The sequence below is a fragment of the Microbacterium sp. MYb64 genome, assembly GCF_002979495.1.
In the GTDB taxonomy this organism is placed as follows: Bacteria; Actinomycetota; Actinomycetes; order Actinomycetales; family Microbacteriaceae; genus Microbacterium; species Microbacterium azadirachtae_A.
The window spans coordinates 46,630-63,499 of the sequence record NZ_PCOW01000006.1 but is presented as its reverse complement, the minus strand read 5'-3'; the positions used below and the strand labels follow the sequence as shown (position 1 = coordinate 63,499).

The 16,870-nt window shown below is 70.3% G+C and carries 20 protein-coding genes; 11 read left to right on the top strand and 9 right to left on the bottom strand.

Annotated elements, in window-relative coordinates; translation table 11 throughout:
- The first annotated feature begins 52 nt into the window (after nt 1-52).
- Complete coding sequence (locus CQ044_RS07730; RefSeq protein WP_105687929.1) at nt 53-814, top strand: SDR family oxidoreductase; 762 nt, start codon at nt 53-55, stop codon at nt 812-814.
- Nucleotides 815-816: 2 nt separating this feature from the next.
- On the opposite strand, the gene CQ044_RS19795 is transcribed toward CQ044_RS07730, so the two are convergent.
- Entirely contained in the window at nt 817-942 is a 126-nt protein-coding gene (locus tag CQ044_RS19795) for a hypothetical protein (RefSeq protein ID WP_258133201.1), read from the bottom strand.
- 742 nt (nt 943-1,684) lie between these two features.
- Between CQ044_RS19795 and CQ044_RS07720 the strand changes: the two genes are divergently transcribed.
- The 3 genes from CQ044_RS07720 to CQ044_RS07710 are packed head-to-tail and all read left to right on the top strand — an operon-like array spanning nt 1,685 to nt 3,686.
- Entirely contained in the window at nt 1,685-2,080 is a 396-nt protein-coding gene (locus CQ044_RS07720) for a GntR family transcriptional regulator (RefSeq protein WP_105687927.1), read from the top strand.
- Nucleotides 2,077-3,000 (top strand): ABC transporter ATP-binding protein, encoded by a 924-nt coding sequence (locus CQ044_RS07715; RefSeq protein WP_105687926.1) that lies wholly within the window; start codon nt 2,077-2,079, stop codon nt 2,998-3,000. Before CQ044_RS07720 ends, CQ044_RS07715 begins: the two co-directional genes overlap by 4 nt.
- The gene (locus CQ044_RS07710; RefSeq protein WP_105687925.1) at nt 3,000-3,686 is read left to right on the top strand and encodes a hypothetical protein; all 687 of its coding nucleotides are present in this window, start codon (nt 3,000-3,002) and stop codon (nt 3,684-3,686) included. The genes CQ044_RS07715 and CQ044_RS07710 overlap by 1 nt, the downstream gene beginning before the upstream one ends.
- A gap of 69 nt (nt 3,687-3,755) precedes the next feature.
- On the opposite strand, the gene CQ044_RS07705 is transcribed toward CQ044_RS07710, so the two are convergent.
- Nucleotides 3,756-3,998 (bottom strand): hypothetical protein, encoded by a 243-nt coding sequence (locus tag CQ044_RS07705; RefSeq protein WP_258133200.1) that lies wholly within the window; start codon nt 3,996-3,998, stop codon nt 3,756-3,758.
- A 160-nt stretch (nt 3,999-4,158) separates the two neighbouring features.
- Here CQ044_RS07705 and CQ044_RS07700 point away from each other — a divergent pair, with 160 nt between their 5' ends.
- From CQ044_RS07700 to CQ044_RS07685, 4 genes are all read left to right on the top strand, one after another.
- A complete protein-coding gene (locus CQ044_RS07700) occupies nt 4,159-4,767 on the top strand; it encodes a hypothetical protein (RefSeq protein ID WP_105687924.1) in 609 nt (202 codons plus the stop codon).
- 121 nt (nt 4,768-4,888) lie between these two features.
- Nucleotides 4,889-5,515: a copper resistance CopC family protein gene (locus CQ044_RS07695; RefSeq protein WP_105687923.1), complete on the top strand. Its 627-nt coding sequence runs from the start codon at nt 4,889-4,891 to the stop codon at nt 5,513-5,515.
- Nucleotides 5,516-5,528: 13 nt separating this feature from the next.
- Nucleotides 5,529-6,068 carry a copper chaperone PCu(A)C gene (locus CQ044_RS07690; protein WP_105687922.1) on the top strand — a complete coding sequence of 180 codons (540 nt, stop codon included), beginning with the start codon at nt 5,529-5,531 and terminating at the stop codon, nt 6,066-6,068.
- The gene (locus CQ044_RS07685; RefSeq protein ID WP_105687921.1) at nt 6,068-7,294 is read left to right on the top strand and encodes a Dyp-type peroxidase; all 1,227 of its coding nucleotides are present in this window, start codon (nt 6,068-6,070) and stop codon (nt 7,292-7,294) included. The genes CQ044_RS07690 and CQ044_RS07685 overlap by 1 nt, the downstream gene beginning before the upstream one ends.
- 42 nt (nt 7,295-7,336) lie before the next feature.
- On the opposite strand, the gene CQ044_RS07680 is transcribed toward CQ044_RS07685, so the two are convergent.
- The 5 genes from CQ044_RS07680 to CQ044_RS07660 form a co-directional block, all read right to left on the bottom strand.
- Complete coding sequence (locus CQ044_RS07680) at nt 7,337-8,113, bottom strand: DeoR/GlpR family DNA-binding transcription regulator (protein ID WP_105687920.1); 777 nt, start codon at nt 8,111-8,113, stop codon at nt 7,337-7,339.
- Nucleotides 8,114-8,204: 91 nt separating this feature from the next.
- On the bottom strand, nt 8,205-9,074 hold the full coding sequence (locus tag CQ044_RS07675) for a class II fructose-bisphosphate aldolase (RefSeq protein WP_105687919.1): 870 nt from the start codon (nt 9,072-9,074) through the stop codon (nt 8,205-8,207).
- Nucleotides 9,071-10,045: a 1-phosphofructokinase family hexose kinase gene (locus CQ044_RS07670; protein ID WP_105687918.1), complete on the bottom strand. Its 975-nt coding sequence runs from the start codon at nt 10,043-10,045 to the stop codon at nt 9,071-9,073. The genes CQ044_RS07675 and CQ044_RS07670 overlap by 4 nt, the downstream gene beginning before the upstream one ends.
- Nucleotides 10,042-11,097, bottom strand: coding sequence for an ROK family protein (locus CQ044_RS07665; protein ID WP_105687917.1), 1,056 nt, complete (start codon nt 11,095-11,097; stop codon nt 10,042-10,044). Before CQ044_RS07665 ends, CQ044_RS07670 begins: the two co-directional genes overlap by 4 nt.
- Before the next feature lie 9 nt (nt 11,098-11,106).
- Nucleotides 11,107-12,021, bottom strand: coding sequence for an SIS domain-containing protein (locus CQ044_RS07660; protein ID WP_105687916.1), 915 nt, complete (start codon nt 12,019-12,021; stop codon nt 11,107-11,109).
- A 189-nt stretch (nt 12,022-12,210) separates the two neighbouring features.
- Here CQ044_RS07660 and CQ044_RS07655 point away from each other — a divergent pair, with 189 nt between their 5' ends.
- Nucleotides 12,211-12,972 (top strand): histidine phosphatase family protein, encoded by a 762-nt coding sequence (locus CQ044_RS07655; RefSeq protein WP_181158218.1) that lies wholly within the window; start codon nt 12,211-12,213, stop codon nt 12,970-12,972.
- A gap of 22 nt (nt 12,973-12,994) precedes the next feature.
- Here the strand turns inward: CQ044_RS07655 and CQ044_RS07650 are convergent, their stop codons facing one another.
- On the bottom strand, nt 12,995-13,291 hold the full coding sequence (locus tag CQ044_RS07650; protein ID WP_045271589.1) for a chorismate mutase: 297 nt from the start codon (nt 13,289-13,291) through the stop codon (nt 12,995-12,997).
- Between the two features lie 148 nt (nt 13,292-13,439).
- Between CQ044_RS07650 and CQ044_RS07645 the strand changes: the two genes are divergently transcribed.
- Nucleotides 13,440-14,675 (top strand): AI-2E family transporter, encoded by a 1,236-nt coding sequence (locus CQ044_RS07645; protein ID WP_105687914.1) that lies wholly within the window; start codon nt 13,440-13,442, stop codon nt 14,673-14,675.
- Between the two features lie 107 nt (nt 14,676-14,782).
- Nucleotides 14,783-16,231 carry an HNH endonuclease signature motif containing protein gene (locus CQ044_RS07640; RefSeq protein WP_105687913.1) on the top strand — a complete coding sequence of 483 codons (1,449 nt, stop codon included), beginning with the start codon at nt 14,783-14,785 and terminating at the stop codon, nt 16,229-16,231.
- Nucleotides 16,232-16,525: 294 nt separating this feature from the next.
- On the opposite strand, the gene CQ044_RS07635 is transcribed toward CQ044_RS07640, so the two are convergent.
- On the bottom strand, nt 16,526-16,870 hold the full coding sequence (locus CQ044_RS07635) for a helix-turn-helix transcriptional regulator (protein ID WP_082076650.1): 345 nt from the start codon (nt 16,868-16,870) through the stop codon (nt 16,526-16,528).

The following is a 16,870-nucleotide window of genomic DNA, read 5'->3' as shown; positions in this document are numbered from 1 at the left end:
CCCGATCACCCGGTCTCTTATCGTCGGATCGGATCCCGCCGAGCCTGGAGTCATGAACATCTCCGGAAACACCGTCTTCATCCCCGGCGCGACAAGCGGCATCGGCCTCGCCCTCGCGCTGCGCCTGCAGTCCGCGGGCAACACCGTGATCATCGGCGGTCGCCGTGCCGAGCTCCTCGCGCAGCTCGCGGCCGAGCACGGCTTCGGCACCGTGCGCATCGACACCGCCGATCCCGAGAGCATCCGCACGGCCGCCGCCGAGGTCGTCTCGTCGTACCCCGAGCTCGACGTGCTCATCGCGATGGCGGGCATCATGCGGGTCGAGGACTGGCGTGGCGCCGGCTTCCTCGCCGACGCCGAGGACATCGTGACGACCAACCTGCTCGGCCCGATCCGGCTCATCGCGGCGCTCATCGAGCATCTGCAGAGCCGCCCCTCCGCGACGATCGTCACGGTCTCGAGCGGGCTCGCGCACACCCCGCTGCGCGTCACGCCGACCTACAACGCGACCAAGGCCGCGATCCACATGCTGTCGGAGTCGATCCGGCTGCAGCTCGACGGCACGAGCGTCTCGGTGCTGGAGCTCGTCCCGCCCGCCGTCGCGACCGAGCTCATGCCCGGCCAGAGCGAGAGCCCGTTCGCGATGCCGCTCGACGACTTCGTGGACGAGACGATGGCCCTCATCGCGGCGCAGCCCGACGCGCACGAGATCCTCGTGGAGAACGTGAAGCTGCTCCGTTTCGGCGAGGTGCGCGGCGACTACGCGCAGACCGTCGCGACCCTGAACCGGCTGGACCCGCACGGCGACGCCTGAGATCACCCCAGTCCGAGGGAACGCCCGAGCGCTGCGACCGACGGCCCGTAGGTGTTCGCGATGAGAGATCCGGCCCCGGCGATGCCGATCACCACGATGACGGCGCCGATCAGATGAACGCCGATCATCGCGGCGACCGAGGCGATCGACGCGCCGAGCGTTCCCCCATCCCATTCATCGTCGTGTTCGAGCTCGAGAAGATCAGTGCCTTCGTGCCTGATTCGCGCCGTGCTACCCAAGTCGCGCCACCGCGAGCACGAGAATCCCCAGTCCGATGAGGATCAGGGCGAAGAGGAACATGCTCCAGATCGGTGCTCCGGCGGATTCATCGAGGAGCCAATGGCGATGGAGAGGAGCGCTCCCCCTGCTCCCTCCGCGGCTGTCGCTGCGCTTCCCGCTCACGAGTGGTTCTCCTTCATCTTGATACCGCGCGTATCGCCTCATCAGACGGCTCCGAAGCCCCGCGTCTGCGGGATTCGGTGCGGCCGGAACCCTGTCCGGCCGCACCTCGCCCACTCCACGAACAGTGGAGACGACCGCTGGGCGACGACCCCGCCCCACAGCCGGCAGGCGAACACGACGATGGGAATCGCGGGCCGAGATCAGGGGTCTCGACCCGCGAACGCCGTGCACCTGAGAGACGACAGGACCCTCATCCGATGACGCCACTCGCTCTCCAGATGAGCGATCGGTCGTGAATCGCTAGTCGCGATGTCGCGACACGACGGTTCCGGGATCGCGCGGGCCGCCTCCTCATCCGCCCGACCGAGCCGGTGCATCTCGCCGACGACGCGAGCAGCACTTGACACTCCGCAGGTTCGATGGTTAGTTAGTCGAGTAACTAACCAATACACCGCTGCGAGGACATCCGTGATCGACGAAGGCCGTCCGCTCTTCCTCCAGATCGCCGAGGCGATCGAGGGCTCCATCGTCGACGGCTCGCTCTCCGAAGACACGCAGGCTCCGTCCACGAACGAGCTCGCCGCCTTCTACCGGATCAACCCCGCGACCGCCGCAAAGGGAGTGGCCATGCTCACCGACAAGGGAGTGCTCATCAAGCGCCGCGGCATCGGCATGTTCGTCGCCGTCGGCGCCCGCGACATCCTGCTCCGCGAACGCCGCACCGTGTTCGCGGACCGTTTCATCGATCCGCTCCTCGCCGAGGCCCGCACGCTCGGGCTCGACGCCGAAGACCTCGCCGCACTGCTGCGCGAACGCGCCGACGGTGCCGCATCGACCGCACTCACCGAAGGGAACCGCGCATGACCGCCGTCATCGAGGTGTCGAACCTCGCCAAGCGCTACCGCGACAAGCTCGCACTCGACCACGTCTCGTTCGAGATCGAGGCCGACACCATCTACGGTCTGCTCGGCCGCAACGGCGCCGGCAAGACCACCCTCATGTCGATCCTCACCGCGCAGAACTTCGCCACCTCGGGCGAGGTGCGCCTGTTCGGCGAGGACCCGTACGAGAACGCGCACGTGCTGAATCGCGTGTGCTTCGTGCGGGAGAGCCAGAAGTACCCCGACGATGCGGCACCGATCCACGCGCTCGGCGCGGCCAGGCTGTTCTTCCCGAACTGGAACCAGGAACTCGCCGACCGGCTGGTCGCCGAGTTCCAGCTGCCGATGAAGCGCCGGATCAAGAAGCTGTCCCGCGGGCAGCTCTCCGCCGTCGGGGTGATCATCGGCCTCGCTTCGCGGGCGGAGATCACGTTCTTCGACGAGCCGTATCTCGGGCTCGACGCAGTCGCCCGGCAGATCTTCTACGACCGGCTCCTCGAGGACTACGTCGAGCACCCGCGCACGATCATCCTGTCCTCGCACCTGATCGACGAGGTCTCGAACCTCATCGAGCGCGTGCTCGTGATCGACGACGGGCGCATCCTCCTCGACGAGGAGACCGACGCCGTGCGCGAACGCGCCTCGACAGTGGTCGGAGATGCGGCGGCGGTGGACGACTGGGCTGCGGGCAGGGAGATCCTGCATCGCGAGTCGCTCGGCAGGGTCGCCTCGGTCACCGTGCTCGGCCGCCTCACCGCGGCCGATCGCGCGGCCGTGCTCGACGCCGGTCTCGATCTCGCCCCGGTGTCGCTGCAGCAGCTCATCGTGCGGCTCACCCAGCGCGAGCAGGGCGGATCCGCGACCGCGGACGCCGCAGGATCTCTCACGAAGGAGGTGCGCTGATGTCCCGGATCCTCAACGTGGTCAGGCTTCAGCTGGTCAACAAGATGACGTGGGTGTGGGTCCCGCTGATCATCCTGGGCGGGGCGAGCGTCCTGTCGATCGTGATCTTCGCGATGATCCCCTTCGACGTGCCGAAGTACAGCGGCGCCGGCCAGGCTCCGCTCTGGTACTTCTTCGCCCTCGGCCTGCAGGCACTCACCCTGACCTTCCCGTTCTCGCAGGCGCTGAGCGTGACCCGGCGCGACTTCTTCCTCGGGACCCTCTCGACGGCGGTCCTCGGATCCGCGGCGTTGTCCGCGGTGTTCCTCCTGGGCGGCTGGATCGAGGATGCGACGAACGGCTGGGGCGCGAACGGCTTCCTGTTCCGCGTGCCGTGGATGTGGCAGGCGGGACCACTGACCGTATGGCTGTCGTACTTCGCGCTCGGGCTGCTGCTGTTCCTGCTCGGCTTCACCGGCGCGACGATCTACAAGCGCGCAGGCACTCTCGCGGTCACCCTCGTCGGAGTCGGAGCCGGGCTCGTCCTGGTCGGTCTCGCGTTCCTCGTCACCCGGTTCGGGCTGTGGCGACAGGTCGGCGAGGGATTCGCCACGATGGGCGTGCTCGGGCTCGCGCTGTGGGGCCTGGTCGCGGTCGTCCTGCTGGCAGGGATCTCGTATCTGGTGCTGCGCCGCGCGACGCCGTGAGCACAGGGGCGTGGAGTGGAGGGCACAACGTCGCCTTCGCTCCACGCTCCTTTGTCGCGAGCTCCCCTGTCAGGATCGCCAGAACCGCTCGGCGAGCGTCGCGACTTCCCTGTCGAGCGTCGAGAACTTCACGTCCATCGTGTCGAATCGCGCGTTCATCTCCACGCGAAGGGTTTCGATCCGGCTGTCGGCGGCGTCGGACTTCGCGGAGATCGTGCGCGTCAGCAGCGTCGTCATGAGCGTCATGCCCCCGAGCATGACCGCCGCGAACACTCCGATCAGCGTCCACACCTGCGGCTCCGTCATGATCATGCCCCCATTCTGGCTCGCGGCATCCACGTTGTCACGACCACGCCTCAGGTGGTGAGCGCCTTCTGCAATCTGTGCAGAACTCCGGTTTCCGGCGGGCGGTGAGGGACGAGCCGCAGATCGGGTCGGACGGGAGTTCCGGCACTCGTGACAGACTGGGTGCGTGTTCGCGTCCCGGAAGCCTGCGGTCATCCGCGGCTTTGCGGCCGCGACGCTCTCGATCTTCATCGCCCTGGCCGGTCACATCACGGGCGGCGGCGAGATGCCGGGCCCGCTCGGACTGCTCGTGCCCTGGCTGCTGTCGCTCATGGTGTGCGTCCTGCTCGCCGGGCGGAAGCTCTCGCTGATCCGCCTCGGACTGTCGGTGGGAGCGAGCCAGCTCCTGTTCCACACGCTCTTCGTGCTCGGCACGATCACGCCGTCCAAGACGCCGAGGCCGCACGTGCACGGGATGCCGCAGGTGCTGCCCGAGGCACCGGGAGTCCTCCCGGAAGTGGTGGCCGCGGACGGGAGCATGTGGGTCGGTCACGCGGTCGCCGCGGCGGTGACGATCGCCGCACTGCACTGGGGCGAACGACTCGTCCTGGCGATCCGCGATCTGGCCGCGCAGGCCGTGCGCTGGCTGCACCGGCGCGCCGTCGCGCTCGTCGTCGCCCCGTCGCACGAGACGAAGCCCTCCCTGTGGGGTGCGTTCGACATCGTGCGCCCTGCGGATGCCCCTCACCTGGCGACGCTGCGCGGGCGCGCGCCGCCCGTTCTCTCCGCGATCTGATCCGAACCGCGCTGGCGACGTCCCCGTCGTGCAGTGCGTCCTGCCTGCGCGCGGTCTCGCGCGCGGCGATCTGAACGTAGGAACGACGCCGTATCGGCGTCCATCGAGAGGTCCTTGACTCATGTCCCCTTTCCGCAGGTATGCGGCGGGGCTGGCGTTGGCATCCGTCGTCGTGCTCACGACGGCGTCGCCCGCGTCCGCCCACGACCAGCTGGTCTCGAGCACTCCTGGCGCCGGCGAGCAGCTCGCCGTCGCGCCGACGAGCATCTCGATGACCTTCTCCGGCGATCTCCTCGCGCTCGATGACACGGGGCTCGGCGCCGTGGTGCTCGTCGTCGACGACTCCGACACGAACTGGGTGACCGGAAAGGCCGAAGTCGTCGGGAACATCGTGACCGCCGAGCTGAAGCCGGGTATGCCTGTCGCCGGATATCAGGTGCGGTGGCAGGTCGTGTCCGCGGACGGACACCCGATCGCGGGCGTCGTCCCGTTCACGGTCGGCGACGCCGATCCCCTGACCGCGGGAACCACCGCCGGCAAGGGAAGTGCGTCGGCACGTCCGGAGATCAGGACCACTACGTCAGATCAGATCGCAGACGAATCCGGCGGCGCCCTGCGGGTGCTGCTCATCGGCGGAGCCGGGGCAGCGATCGCTGCACTCGGTTTCGTCCTGTTCCGATTCCTTCGCCGTCCTCGGACGGCAGCCGCGACGCCGGACACCGGCGAACCCGCGGCAGATGATCTGTAAAGGCACAACAACCATGAACACCACTACCAGCACCGCCACCAGGCTTGCCCGCCTCACCGTGCTCGCCGCCGTCTCGCTGCTCGCGCTGACGGGGTGCGCCGCACCCGCCGCACCCGCACCGGCCACGTCCGCACCCGCGGGCGATGTCGTCACCATCGAGAACGCCTGGGTGAAGTCGGCCGAGGACGGCATGTCCGCAACATTCGGAACTCTCGCGAACAGCAGCGGCGACGATGTCACGGTCGTGTCCGTCGCCTCGGATGCGTCGAACATGCTCCAGCTGCATGAGACGGTCGCGAACGATTCGGGTGAGATGGTCATGCGGGAGATCGAGGGCGGCTTCGTCATCCCTGCGCGCGGCGAGCTCGCTCTCGAGCCGGGCGCGAACCACATCATGCTGATGGATCTCACCGCACCGCTGAAGGCCGGGGCGGAGGCCAGCTTCACGCTCACGTTCTCCGATCGCTCGACGTACACCTTCACGGCACCCGTGAAGGACTACTCGGGCGCGAACGAGAACTACGACGACGGCCACAAGGGCGCGGGTCACTGATGCCCGCGCCCGCTGAGGGCGCCCGCACCCGTCGCACCGGGTCGACCCGGCGGCAGTTCCTCCTCGGAGGGGCTGTCGCCGGGGCCGGCGCGGTCGCCGCGGTCGGCGTGGACCTCGCCCTCAACCGCCGGCAGGAGACGCCCGTCGCCCCGGCAGCGCCCATGAACGGCGAGAACACCGTGCCGTTCTTCGGCGTGCATCAGGCCGGCGTCGACACCGACGCGCAGGCGCACGGGGTCTTCGTCGCGCTCGACCTCCACGGCGATGTCGACCGGGTGGCGCTCACCCGTCTGCTGCGGATCCTGACCGACGATGCGGCCCGGCTCACCCAGGGGAAGCCCGCCTTGGCGGATTCCGAACCGGAGCTGTCGCACGCGCCCGCGCGTCTGACGGTCACCTTCGGGTTCGGGCCAGGCCTGGTGGCACGAGCGAGCGGACCCGGCCCGGCCTGGCTCGGCCCGCTGCCCGCCTTCCGCGTGGATCAGCTGCGTCCGGAGTTCTCCGACGGGGACCTGCTGCTGCAGATCGCCGGAGACGATCCCCTCACGATCGCCCACGCCACCCGGATGCTGCTGAAAGACGCCCGCGGTTTCGCGGACGTGCGCTGGACCCAGCAGGGGTTCCGGCGCGCGTACGGCACCGAGCGACCCGGCACCACGATGCGCAACCTGTTCGGGCAGGTCGACGGGACCACGAATCCCCGGCCGGGGACGGGCGACTTCGACGAGGTCGTCTGGACCACGGACGGCTGGCTCGCGGGCGGCACCGGAATGGTCGTGCGCCGCATCCGGATGGATCTCGACAAATGGGATCGCCTGGACCGCTCCGGCCGCGACGCGAGCGTCGGGCGCACTCTCGCGAACGGGGCGCCGCTCACCGGAACCGACGAGTTCGACGAGCCGGACTTCGAGGCGAAGACATCCATCGGATTCCCCGTCATCCCGCAGTTCGCGCACATGCGGCGGGCTCGCGGCGACGGATCCGAACGCATCTTCCGCCGCGCCTACAACTACGACGAACGGCCGACCGGGACTCAGGTCTCCGATTCGGGCCTCATCTTCGTCTCGTTCCAGGCCGACATCGAGCGGCAGTTCACGCCCATGCAGCGTCGCCTCGACGAGCTCGACCTCCTCAACGAATGGACGACGCCCATCGGCTCCGCCGTCTTCGCCGTTCCGCCAGGGTGCGCCGAAGACGGATTCATCGGCGACACCCTGCTCGCCTGAAAGCGCCTGGATCCCGGGTCGGATCCAGGTCCGGGATCCAGGTCAGTCCGCCAGGACCACGTCGAAGCCGGCTTCGGTGAGCGAGCGGCGGTCTGCGGGCTCGAGGCCGTCGTCGGTCAGCAGCGTGGGGAAGAGATCCGCGCCGCCGACCGCGGCGAACGCCGAGGCGCCGATCTTCGACGAGTCGGCGACGATCACCGCGCGTCGCGCTCGGCTCGCCATCAGGCGGTTCACGGCCGCTTCGCGCTCGTCGTGCGTGCTCGCCATGCCCTCCGCGGACACGGCGTTCACGCCGATGAACGCGATGTCGAGCGCGATGCCCGCGAGCAGCTGCTCCACGAACGGGCCCACGAGCTCGTAGCTGCGGGAGTGGATCACGCCGCCGGTCACCACGACCTTGATGTCGGGGCGCGTGGCGAGCTGCGCGGCGATGTTCACGGCGTTCGTCACCACGGTGAGCCCCTGGTCGGCGAGGTCCTCCCTGGCCGCGAGAGCCGCCGCGATCGCCGTCGTGGTGGTGCCGCCGGAGAGGCCCACCACGGACCCTGGCGCGACCAGCGCCGACGCCGCCTGCGCGATGCGCTCCTTCTGCGAGGTGCGCTGATGGCTCTTGTACCGGATCGGCAGCTCGTACGCGACCGACTGCGCCACCGCCCCGCCGTGGGTGCGCGTGAGCAGCCGCCGCTCCGACAGGCTGTCCAGGTCGCGGCGGATCGTGGCGGCAGATGCGTCGAAACGCTCCGCGAGCTCCTCGACCGACACGTCCCCCCGCACGGCGAGCAGGTCGAGGATGGCCGTCAGCCGGTACGCCCTGTTCACCGGGCGACTCCGAATCCCTCGTTCGAAGCGCGCGAATCGCTGTATTCCGGGCGAAGATCGGGCAAAGTGCGCGCTTCGAAACGGAGCCCCGTCACGACTTGTCCGATCCGGCGAACAGGCGCAGCAGGCGCGCGGCCTCGCCGGCCACGGCGTCGCGGGCGGGGGCGAGGTACTTCCGCGAGTCGACGAGGCGCGGATCGGCTTCCAACTTCTCCCGGATCGCGCGGGTGAAGAAGCCGTTCAGGTGCGTGGAGACGTTGATCTTCGTCATCCCCGCGCGCACCGCCGCCGCGATCGCGTCATCCGGCACACCGCTGGATCCGTGCAGCACGAGCGGTACGTCGACGCCGTCCTCCCCCGCGCCGCGCAGGGCCTCGCGGAGGCCCGCGATGAGATCGAGGTCGAGCGCCGCGGTGCGGTCGGTCATCGCGTGCGAGGATCCGACGGCCACGGCGAGGGCGTCGACGCCGGTCTCCGCGACGAAGGCCCGAGCCTCCTGCGGATCCGTGCGGACGCCCGGCGCGTGCGCACCGTCCTTGCCGCCGACCTCGCCGAGCTCGCCCTCCACGTACACCTCGGCGGCGTGGGCGCGCTCGACGACCTGCGCGGTGAGCGCGACGTTCTCGGCGTAGTCGAGCGCGCCGCCGTCGAACATCACGGAGCCGAAGCCCAGGGCGATGGCCTCGTCCACGAGCTCGGGACGCTCGGCGTGGTCGAGGTGCACGGCGACCGGGGTCGCGGCGCGCCGTGCGACCGCGAGGGTGGCGAGCGCGATCGGCTCGAGGCCGCCGTGGTAGTCGGCGCAGTTCTGCGAGATCTGCAGGATCACGGGCAGCTCGGCCTGTGCGGATGCGGCGACCAGCGACTCAGCCGTCTCCAGGTGGATCACGTTGAAGGCGCCGACGCCGGTGCCGCGGCGGGCCGCGTCGTGCACGAGGTCGCGGGCGGAGACGAGGGTCATCGGGGTGTCCTTTCGGTGGACGGTAGGCTCAGCGCCGTCAGGGACGGGCTGTCGATGAGCAGGGCGGACTCGAGGTCGGGCCACGACGGGTGGATCTCGCCCGCGAGGGGCATCAGCACGGCGGCGGCCGACCAGGCCGTCGCACGGCGCAGCAGCACGGTCGGATCCTTCTCGCCCTGCGCCATCAGCACGGCGCAGGCGGCGACGGCGGCATCGCCCGCGCCGGTCGGATTGCCGGCGAGGGGGTGGGCCAGTCGGGCGCGGACGACCTCGTCCGCGGTGACCGCGAGCATCCCGTCCGCCCCGCGGGAGAGCAGGACCAGCGATGCTCCGCGGTGCAGCAGTTCGCACGCCCCGGCGATGGGATCCGCGATGCCGGTGGCCTCCGCGAGCTCGGCCGCATTGGGCTTGAGCACGGTCGCCCCGGCGTCGGCGGCGGCCAGCAGCGCCGGCCCCGATGTGTCGGCGATCACGATCGCGCCGGCGTCGCGGCCGATGCGGATGAGCGTCGGCAGCAGATCGTCGGGAGCGCCCGGCGGGAGGGATCCGGAGAGGACGAGGACGGGCTTCGCCTTCGTGGCCGGAGCATCCAGCGCACGCACCACGGCGGCCTTCAGCGCGTCCCACTCCTGTGTCGTCGGGTTGATGCCGCGCTCGTTGACGATCGTGGTGTCGCCGAGGTGCTCGTCGACCAGGGCCACGCTGCGACGGGTCGCCCCCTGCACCGGGACCAGCTCGTACGGAACAGGGGAGGAGGCCAGTTCGGCGGTGAATTCGGCGCCGGTCGCCCCGCCCGAGGTCGCGAGGGCGAGGACGGAGGCGCCCTGCGCGTGCGCCACCCGGGCGACGTTCAGGCCCTTGCCGCCCGCGCGGGCGATGCCGGCATCGGCGCGATGAGTCTCGCCCTGCACGATCCGATCGACGTGCCAGGTGAGATCCAGGGCGGGATTCGGCGTGACGGTGACGATCATCCGAGACTCCTCGCGCGCAGCGCCGCACCCAGGATCCCGGCGTTGCCCAGCAGCTGCGCGGGCACAAGCTCCGGGATGCGGTGGAAGCTGAGGCGCGCCCTCAGGCGCGCGCGCAGCTCGTCGAACAGTGCGCCGCCCGCGCGCGACAGCCCGCCACCGATCACGATGGCCTGCGGTGCGACGACCGCGGTGAGCTGCGCGAGCGACAGGGCGAGCGCGTCGAGCGCCTCGTTCCAGACCTCGACGGCGGCCTCGTCGCCCTCGGCGGCGAGCGCGATGACCTCCTTCGCCCCCTCGACGGCGATCCCGCTGCGCGCGGTGTAGCGGCGGGCGATCGCGCCTGCGGAGGCGATGGCCTCGAGGCAGCCGCGCGCTCCGCACGGGCACAGCGGCTCGTCCGCGACCGGGGAATGGCCGACCTCGCCGGCGTAGCCGCCCGACGTGAAGGGCTCGCCGCCCAGCAGCAGCGCCCCGGCGATCCCGGTGCCGATGATCAGCACGATCGAGTTCGGGTACGGGCGCGCGCCGCCGAGCACGTGCTCGGCCCACCCGCCCGTGCGGACGTCGTGGTCGAACGCGACAGGAAGCCCGAACGCCTCCTCCGCGAGTGCGCGGATCGGCGCGTCCCGCCAGCCCATGTTGCTGGCGAAGACGCCGACACCGGCGACCTCGTCCACGATGCCGGGGACCACCAGTCCGACCGCGACCGGATCCACCCCTGGATGCTCCTCGCGCAGCTGCGCGCCGAGCTCGACCAGCCGGGCGATCAGCCGCTCCGGGAGGTCCGCCCCCGGATCCGGCGTCGGGGTGCGGCGCAGCCCGAGCATGACGCCCTCGGCGTCGAACAGGGCCGACTTGATGTCGGTGCCGCCCACGTCGAACGCGAGCACGGGCGCACCCGCGCCGAGCTCGGCCGCCGACCCCGGATCCTGACGCGGGACGAGGGGGTCCCCCGAGGCATCGGTGATCACGTCGGGCACGGCACGGGCGGCCTCTGCCGCCTCGTGCGCGCGGGCGTCGTCCACGGTGGCGTCGCCGGAGGGGATCGTCATCGCCGGCTCTCAGTCCTCGAGGATGACCGAACGGGTGAGGTTGCGCGGCTCATCGGGGTTGAGACCCTTCGCCAGCGCGCGGTCGAGCGCCACGCGGTGCAGGCGGACGAGATCGGCCATCGGGTCGATCGCGTGCTGCACCCAGCGGCCGCCGGTCGCGGCGACCTGGGCGTCCAGCCCCTCGGGCGCGGCGCCGAACTGCCAGGTGATGCGGCCGGGGGCGGCGATGGCGATCGGACCGTGGCGGTAGTCCATGGAGGGGTACGACTCTGTCCACGACTGCGACGACTCGCGCATCTTCAGGGCCGCCTCGTGTGCGAGCCCGATCGTCCAGCCGCGGCCGAGGAACGTGTACTGCTCGGCGCCCGCGAGGGTCGGATCCACGTCGGCGAGCGCGGCGCGGGCGTCGGCGATGGCGGCAGTCAGGTCCTCGCCGAGCGAGGCGCGGAACAGCGCGAGCGCGGTGGTCGCGAAGCGGGTCTGCACGACGGACTGCTCGTCGGCGAACGGCAGCAGGATCGCGTCGTCGACCATGCTCACGAGCGGCGAGGTCACGTCGCCGATGACGCCGATGACGCGCGGCGCGGATCCGGATCCCTTGAGCTCGTCGACGAGCTCGAGCACCTCGGTGGTCGTTCCGGAGCGGGTCAGGGCGACGACGGCGTCGTAGCCGCGATCCATGAACGCCTCGCTCGCGGCGTAGGCGTCGGTGATGCCGAAGCCCGCGCGCTCGCGCAGCGCGGCGTAGGACTGGGCCATGAACCACGAGGTACCGCAGCCGATCACGGCGACGCGCTGGCCCTTCGCCGGCAGCAGCGCCTGCTCCGCCGTCATGCCGGCGGCGCGCTCCCACATCTCGGGCTGCGAGTCGAGCTCGGCGCGCATGTGGGCGCCGGGGGCGAGATTCTCGTTCGGGTCGGTCATGCGTCCTCCTCGGCGGGCTCCGGTCGACGTCGATTGCGTGACCATGCTCGATCTTACGGTAAAACACGCACTTTCTGTCACTTGATCCGGAAATGGCTCCGCGCACGAAACATGAACAGCACTAGGCTTTCGCCAGTTCGAAACCTTAACGACATATGGGTTTCGGAGACATCCATCGAAGGAGATGACATGCCCGATCTGTCCCGTCGCACCGCCCTGCTCTCGCTCGGCGGCGCCGCCCTCACCGGAACGCTCGCCCTGGCCGGAGCCGCTCCCGCGGTCGCGGCGCCGACCGCGCAGCCCAACCGTACGATCACCGTGTACCTCGTCCGCCACGGCAAGACCTGGCTGAATCAGGCCGGCCGGATCCAGGGCTGGTCGGATTCGCCGCTCACCGAGGCGGGGGTCGCGATCGCCGAGACCGTCGGCCGCAACCTCGCCGCGAAGATCGGCGGATTCGATGCCGCCTACTCCGCCGACATGATGCGTCACTTCCAGACCGCGAACGGCATCCTCTCGGCCGCGGGCTCTTCGCTCTCCCCGACGCAGATCGCCGGCCTCCGCGAGGTCGCCTACGGCGGCTGGGAGGGCGAGAAGCAGTCGACCGCGTTCCCGCAGCTCGCTGCCGCGGGGCCTCTCGACACTCTCGCGCACATCATCGACGCCTTCGTCGCGAGCAACCCCGACAAGACCCTGCCCACCGAGACCTGGGCACAGGTCGCCGAGCGGATGACTGCCGCGCTCACCGCCGCGGCAACCGACCGCCGTCTGCCCATGCGGCACGGCGGCAGCATCCTCGCGGTCTCGAGCGGTATGTCGATCACGTGCCTGCTGGAGTCCCTCGGCGCGACCGTCGACGGCGCCATCGAGAACGGAGCGGTCAGCACGCTCCGCTACGCGCGCGGATCCTGGACCGTGCAGTCCGTGAACGACACCAGCTACGCGGGCTGATCCCGCCCGTCGGGCCGTCGGGTCAGCGGGACTCGGCGGCCTCGGTGTGGTGCCGGATGACCTCCGCGACGACGAAGTTGAACCACTTCTCCGCGAACTCCGGATCCAGGTGCGCCTCCTCGGCGAGGGCGCGCAGGCGCGCGACCTGCTGCTCCTCGCGACCGGGATCCGAGGCGGGCATGTCATGTTCCGCCTTGAGCACGCCGACCTGCTGCGTGCAGCGGAACCGCTCGGCGAGCATGAAGATGAGGGCGGCGTCGATGTTGTCGATGCTGGCGCGCAGTCGCAGCAGTTCGGTGCGGGGATCGGGGGCGGACATCGGGGCTCCTCACCGGGCGGCGGATGTGCGATCCCTCCGACGATAACCCGTTCCGCCCCGAGTCGGATCCGCCGTGACGGGTCCAGGAACCTCGGAAGCGCGGGAGGGACACCCCCGGGGGCGCGCACCCCTCCCCTAAAGTGAAGCCATGACCAGCGACGACTCCGGGCTCGACAACAGCGCAGTCGCAGAGGCCGAGGACGGCGAACGCGCTGTCACGACGGCCCAGGCCGACACCATCGCGGCCGACGACGACGCCGAGGGCCACTACACGCCCCGCCCCGTCGTCGAGCCTGGCACGCCGCGCGGCTCGTTCTGGACCCGGATCGACCGCCCGTTCGTGTTCGGCTTCCTCGTCACCCTGGGCGGTCTCGCGGCGATCCTCCTCGGGCTCGCCCTGACGAGCCTGTCCACGGTGCTCATCTACATCGCGTTCGCGCTGTTCGCCGCGCTCGGCCTCGATCCGGCCGTCCGGTGGCTGGAGCGGCGCGGAGCCTCGCGCGCGTGGTCGGTCGTGATCGTGATCGTCGGGTTCGCGCTCGCTCTCGTGCTCGTCATCCTCGCGATCGTCCCCGTCGTGGTCACGCAGATCGCGGAGTTCGTCAAGTCGATCCCCTCGACGATCCAGGAGTTCCTGCACAGCGATCTGTACCGCTGGATCCAGGGGCAGTTCGGCGGCGGCGTGAGCGACCTCATGGGCGAGGTGCAGAAGTTCCTCAGCGACCCGAACAAGCTCATGCAGCTCGGCGGCGGCGCGCTGCAGGTCGGCAACGCAGCGCTGCAGGTCGGCGCGGCGATCGCGACCGGCATCTCCGGCGCCCTCATCGTCCTCGTCCTCACGCTGTACTTCCTCGCCACGCTGCCCTCGATGAAGAGCGGCCTGCTGCAGCTGGCGCCCGCGCGCGACCGCAAGAACGTCTCGCGGATCACCACCCAGATCACCGACTCGGTCGGCGGGTACGTGATGGGCATGGTGGTGCTCGCGCTCATCAACGCGGCACTCGTCTTCGTGCTCTACCTCGTGCTCGGACTGCCGTTCCCTCCCCTGATGGCGACCGTGGCCTTCCTCATCACGATGATCCCGCTGGTCGGCCCGATCCTGTTCTGGATCATCGGCACCGGCATCGCGCTGTTCAGCTCCCCGCTGATGGCCCTGATCTTCGCGCTCATCTACCTCGTCTACATGCAGGTGGAGGCGTACGTCATCACCCCGCGCGTGATGAACAGGGCGATCTCGATCCCCGGATCCCTCGTCGTGATCGGTGCCCTCGTCGGCGGCACGCTGCTCGGTCTGCTCGGCGCGCTCATCGCCGTCCCGGTGACCGCATCGATCCTGATCATCGTCAAGCAGGTCTGGATTCCCCGGCAGAACGCCCGCGTCTGATCGACGCCCCGTCGCACGACCGTTCTGTGATCGGTTCGTGATGTTTTGGCTGTTGAGGGGGCGCTTTTCGGGGTCGGAATGTCGGTGGTCCGGTGTTGACTTGATTCATGACGAACTCAGCCGACACGGTGGCGGATCCCGGGGTCGACCCGGTCGATCCGGTCACGGTGCTGCGTCTGCTGAGGGAGGGTCTGGCCGCGGCCGAGGCGACGATCATCCGGTTCCAGGCGTTGCGGGACGCGCAGCTCGGGGCCGCGCAGCGCGTCGCCGAGGAGATCGCCGCCCGAGACGCCGGTGCGGGAGCGGTGCGGGGTGAGTCGGTGGATCTCGCGACACGCAGCGTCGCGGCCGAGTTGGCCGGGGTGCTGCACATGTCGGATCGGGTCGTGCAGGCGAGGATGGCGCGCGCTGCGGACCTGGAGACCCGGTTCCCGGAGGTCACGCGGGCGTTCGGGGAGGCGCGGATCAACGCCGCCCACGTCCGGGTGATCCAGGACGCCGGTGCCCGTCTCGATGAGACGGTGCGGGCCGAGTTCGAACAGATCGCGGTGGACGCGTGTGCGGGGGAGACGCCGCATCGGGCGAAGCGGATCGTGGAACGGGTCGCGGAACGCCTCGCGCCGCGAAGCCTGACCGAGCGTCACCGGGAGGTGCAGGAGCAGCGTCGGGTGTGGCGGGAAGACCTCGGCGACGGGCAGAAGGCCCTGGGCGTGATCCATTCGGCCGCGATCGTCGACGGGATCTATGACCGGCTCACCCAGCAAGCGCGAGCAGTGAGTGTCGCGAACGCGCAGGCCGCGAAAGACGATGCCTCTCTCAAATCGGAGAGCCTCGGCGACCCCGGCGACGCGCGGACGATGGACCAGCTGCGCGCCGACTTGTGCGCGGATACCTTGCTCACCGGGACCGCGTCCGGGCACGACACGTCCGCCGGGCTCCTGTCCGCGATCCAGGCGCGGGTGGAGGTCACCGTCTCGGTGCTCACCCTGCTTACGCCCGACACCGCGGGGGCTGGCCGGAAAAAGTCACCGGCGGGATCCGGGACCTCGACAGGATCCGGGACCGCGTTCGGCGTCCGCACCGAACAGCCCGCGGAACTCGCCGGCGGGCAGCCCATCGACACGCACACCGCCCGCACCCTCGCCGGCGGGGCCACCGCCTGGGAACGCGTCCTCACCCACCCTGTCACCGGGGCGATCCTCGCCGTCGACCACTACCGCCCCAACGCCGACCTGCGCCGGCTCCTGCACGCCCGGGATTCCCGGTGCCGGTTCCCGACCTGCGGACTCCCACCCGCCGCGCAGGACCTCGACCACACCATCGACGCCGCGCACGGCGGACCCACGGAGGAAGGCAACCTCGGCGGACTCTGCCGCCGCCACCACATCCTCAAACACCAGACCGCCTGGAAAGTGACACAACGCGGAGCCGGGATCCTCGAATGGACCAGCCCCACCGGCGCCACCTACATCGACCGACCACCCTCACCCGTCACCTTCACGGTCGAAGACCCGGACCCACCCCCGGAACCCGACCCAGAGACCCCCGGATTCTGACCAGCGCGGCGGTCACCCTCGACCGTCACCCCGCGAGCGCGGTCAGCGCTGCGCGCCCGGGTCCTCGAGGGCACGCGTCCTGAGCGGAGCTTGGACCATCTGGAGCACGGCAAGAGCGTCCGGAGCACAGGCCAAGTCATCCCGACCTCAGCCAGAGCGGCCGGAGCACAGGCCAAGTCATCCTGAGCGCGGCCAGAGCATCCGGAGCACAGGCCAAGTCATCCTGAGCGCGGCCAGAGCGGCCGGAGCACAGGCCAAGTCATCCTGAGCGCGGCCAGAGCATCCGGAGCACACTCAGAGCATCCGGAGCGAGGCCGCTGCAGCGTCCAGCGCACCCTCGGCGATCGCGAAGTACGCCCACTTGCCGCGCTGCTCGCGCGTCACGAGCCCGGCCTCCGCGAGCAGCTTCATGTGGTGCGAGACCGTGCCCTGGGAGAGCCCGACCGGCTCGGTGAGATCGCAGATGCACGCCTCGCCCCCCTCGCCGGCGCCGATGAGCGAGAGCAGCTTTACACGCGTCGGATCCCCCAGCGCCTTGAACACGTGAGCGATCCGCTCGGCCTCCTCGACGCCGACCCGGGGCTCGCGCACCGTGGCGCAACAGGCGGCGTCGGCGACGATGGTCACGGGGAGCGTCAT

Bases quoted from the DNA above. Each gene is read 5' to 3' on its own strand.
- CQ044_RS07660 (WP_105687916.1), bottom strand. From the start codon at position 12,021: ATGACCGACCCGAACGAGAATCTCGCCCCCGGCGCCCACATGCGCGCC.
- CQ044_RS07665 (WP_105687917.1), bottom strand. From the start codon at position 11,097: ATGACGATCCCCTCCGGCGACGCCACCGTGGACGACGCCCGCGCGCAC.
- CQ044_RS07640 (WP_105687913.1), top strand. From the start codon at position 14,783: ATGACGAACTCAGCCGACACGGTGGCGGATCCCGGGGTCGACCCGGTC.
- CQ044_RS07650 (WP_045271589.1), bottom strand. From the start codon at position 13,291: ATGTCCGCCCCCGATCCCCGCACCGAACTGCTGCGACTGCGCGCCAGC.
- CQ044_RS07695 (WP_105687923.1), top strand. From the start codon at position 4,889: ATGTCCCCTTTCCGCAGGTATGCGGCGGGGCTGGCGTTGGCATCCGTC.
- CQ044_RS07670 (WP_105687918.1), bottom strand. From the start codon at position 10,045: ATGATCGTCACCGTCACGCCGAATCCCGCCCTGGATCTCACCTGGCAC.
- CQ044_RS07655 (WP_181158218.1), top strand. From the start codon at position 12,211: ATGCCCGATCTGTCCCGTCGCACCGCCCTGCTCTCGCTCGGCGGCGCC.
- CQ044_RS07635 (WP_082076650.1), bottom strand. From the start codon at position 16,870: ATGACGCTCCCCGTGACCATCGTCGCCGACGCCGCCTGTTGCGCCACG.
- CQ044_RS07675 (WP_105687919.1), bottom strand. From the start codon at position 9,074: ATGACCCTCGTCTCCGCCCGCGACCTCGTGCACGACGCGGCCCGCCGC.
- CQ044_RS07710 (WP_105687925.1), top strand. From the start codon at position 3,000: ATGTCCCGGATCCTCAACGTGGTCAGGCTTCAGCTGGTCAACAAGATG.
- CQ044_RS07645 (WP_105687914.1), top strand. From the start codon at position 13,440: ATGACCAGCGACGACTCCGGGCTCGACAACAGCGCAGTCGCAGAGGCC.
- CQ044_RS07715 (WP_105687926.1), top strand. From the start codon at position 2,077: ATGACCGCCGTCATCGAGGTGTCGAACCTCGCCAAGCGCTACCGCGAC.
- CQ044_RS07690 (WP_105687922.1), top strand. From the start codon at position 5,529: ATGAACACCACTACCAGCACCGCCACCAGGCTTGCCCGCCTCACCGTG.
- CQ044_RS07685 (WP_105687921.1), top strand. From the start codon at position 6,068: ATGCCCGCGCCCGCTGAGGGCGCCCGCACCCGTCGCACCGGGTCGACC.
- CQ044_RS07730 (WP_105687929.1), top strand. From the start codon at position 53: ATGAACATCTCCGGAAACACCGTCTTCATCCCCGGCGCGACAAGCGGC.
- CQ044_RS19795 (WP_258133201.1), bottom strand. From the start codon at position 942: ATGATCGGCGTTCATCTGATCGGCGCCGTCATCGTGGTGATCGGCATC.
- CQ044_RS07705 (WP_258133200.1), bottom strand. From the start codon at position 3,998: ATGATCATGACGGAGCCGCAGGTGTGGACGCTGATCGGAGTGTTCGCG.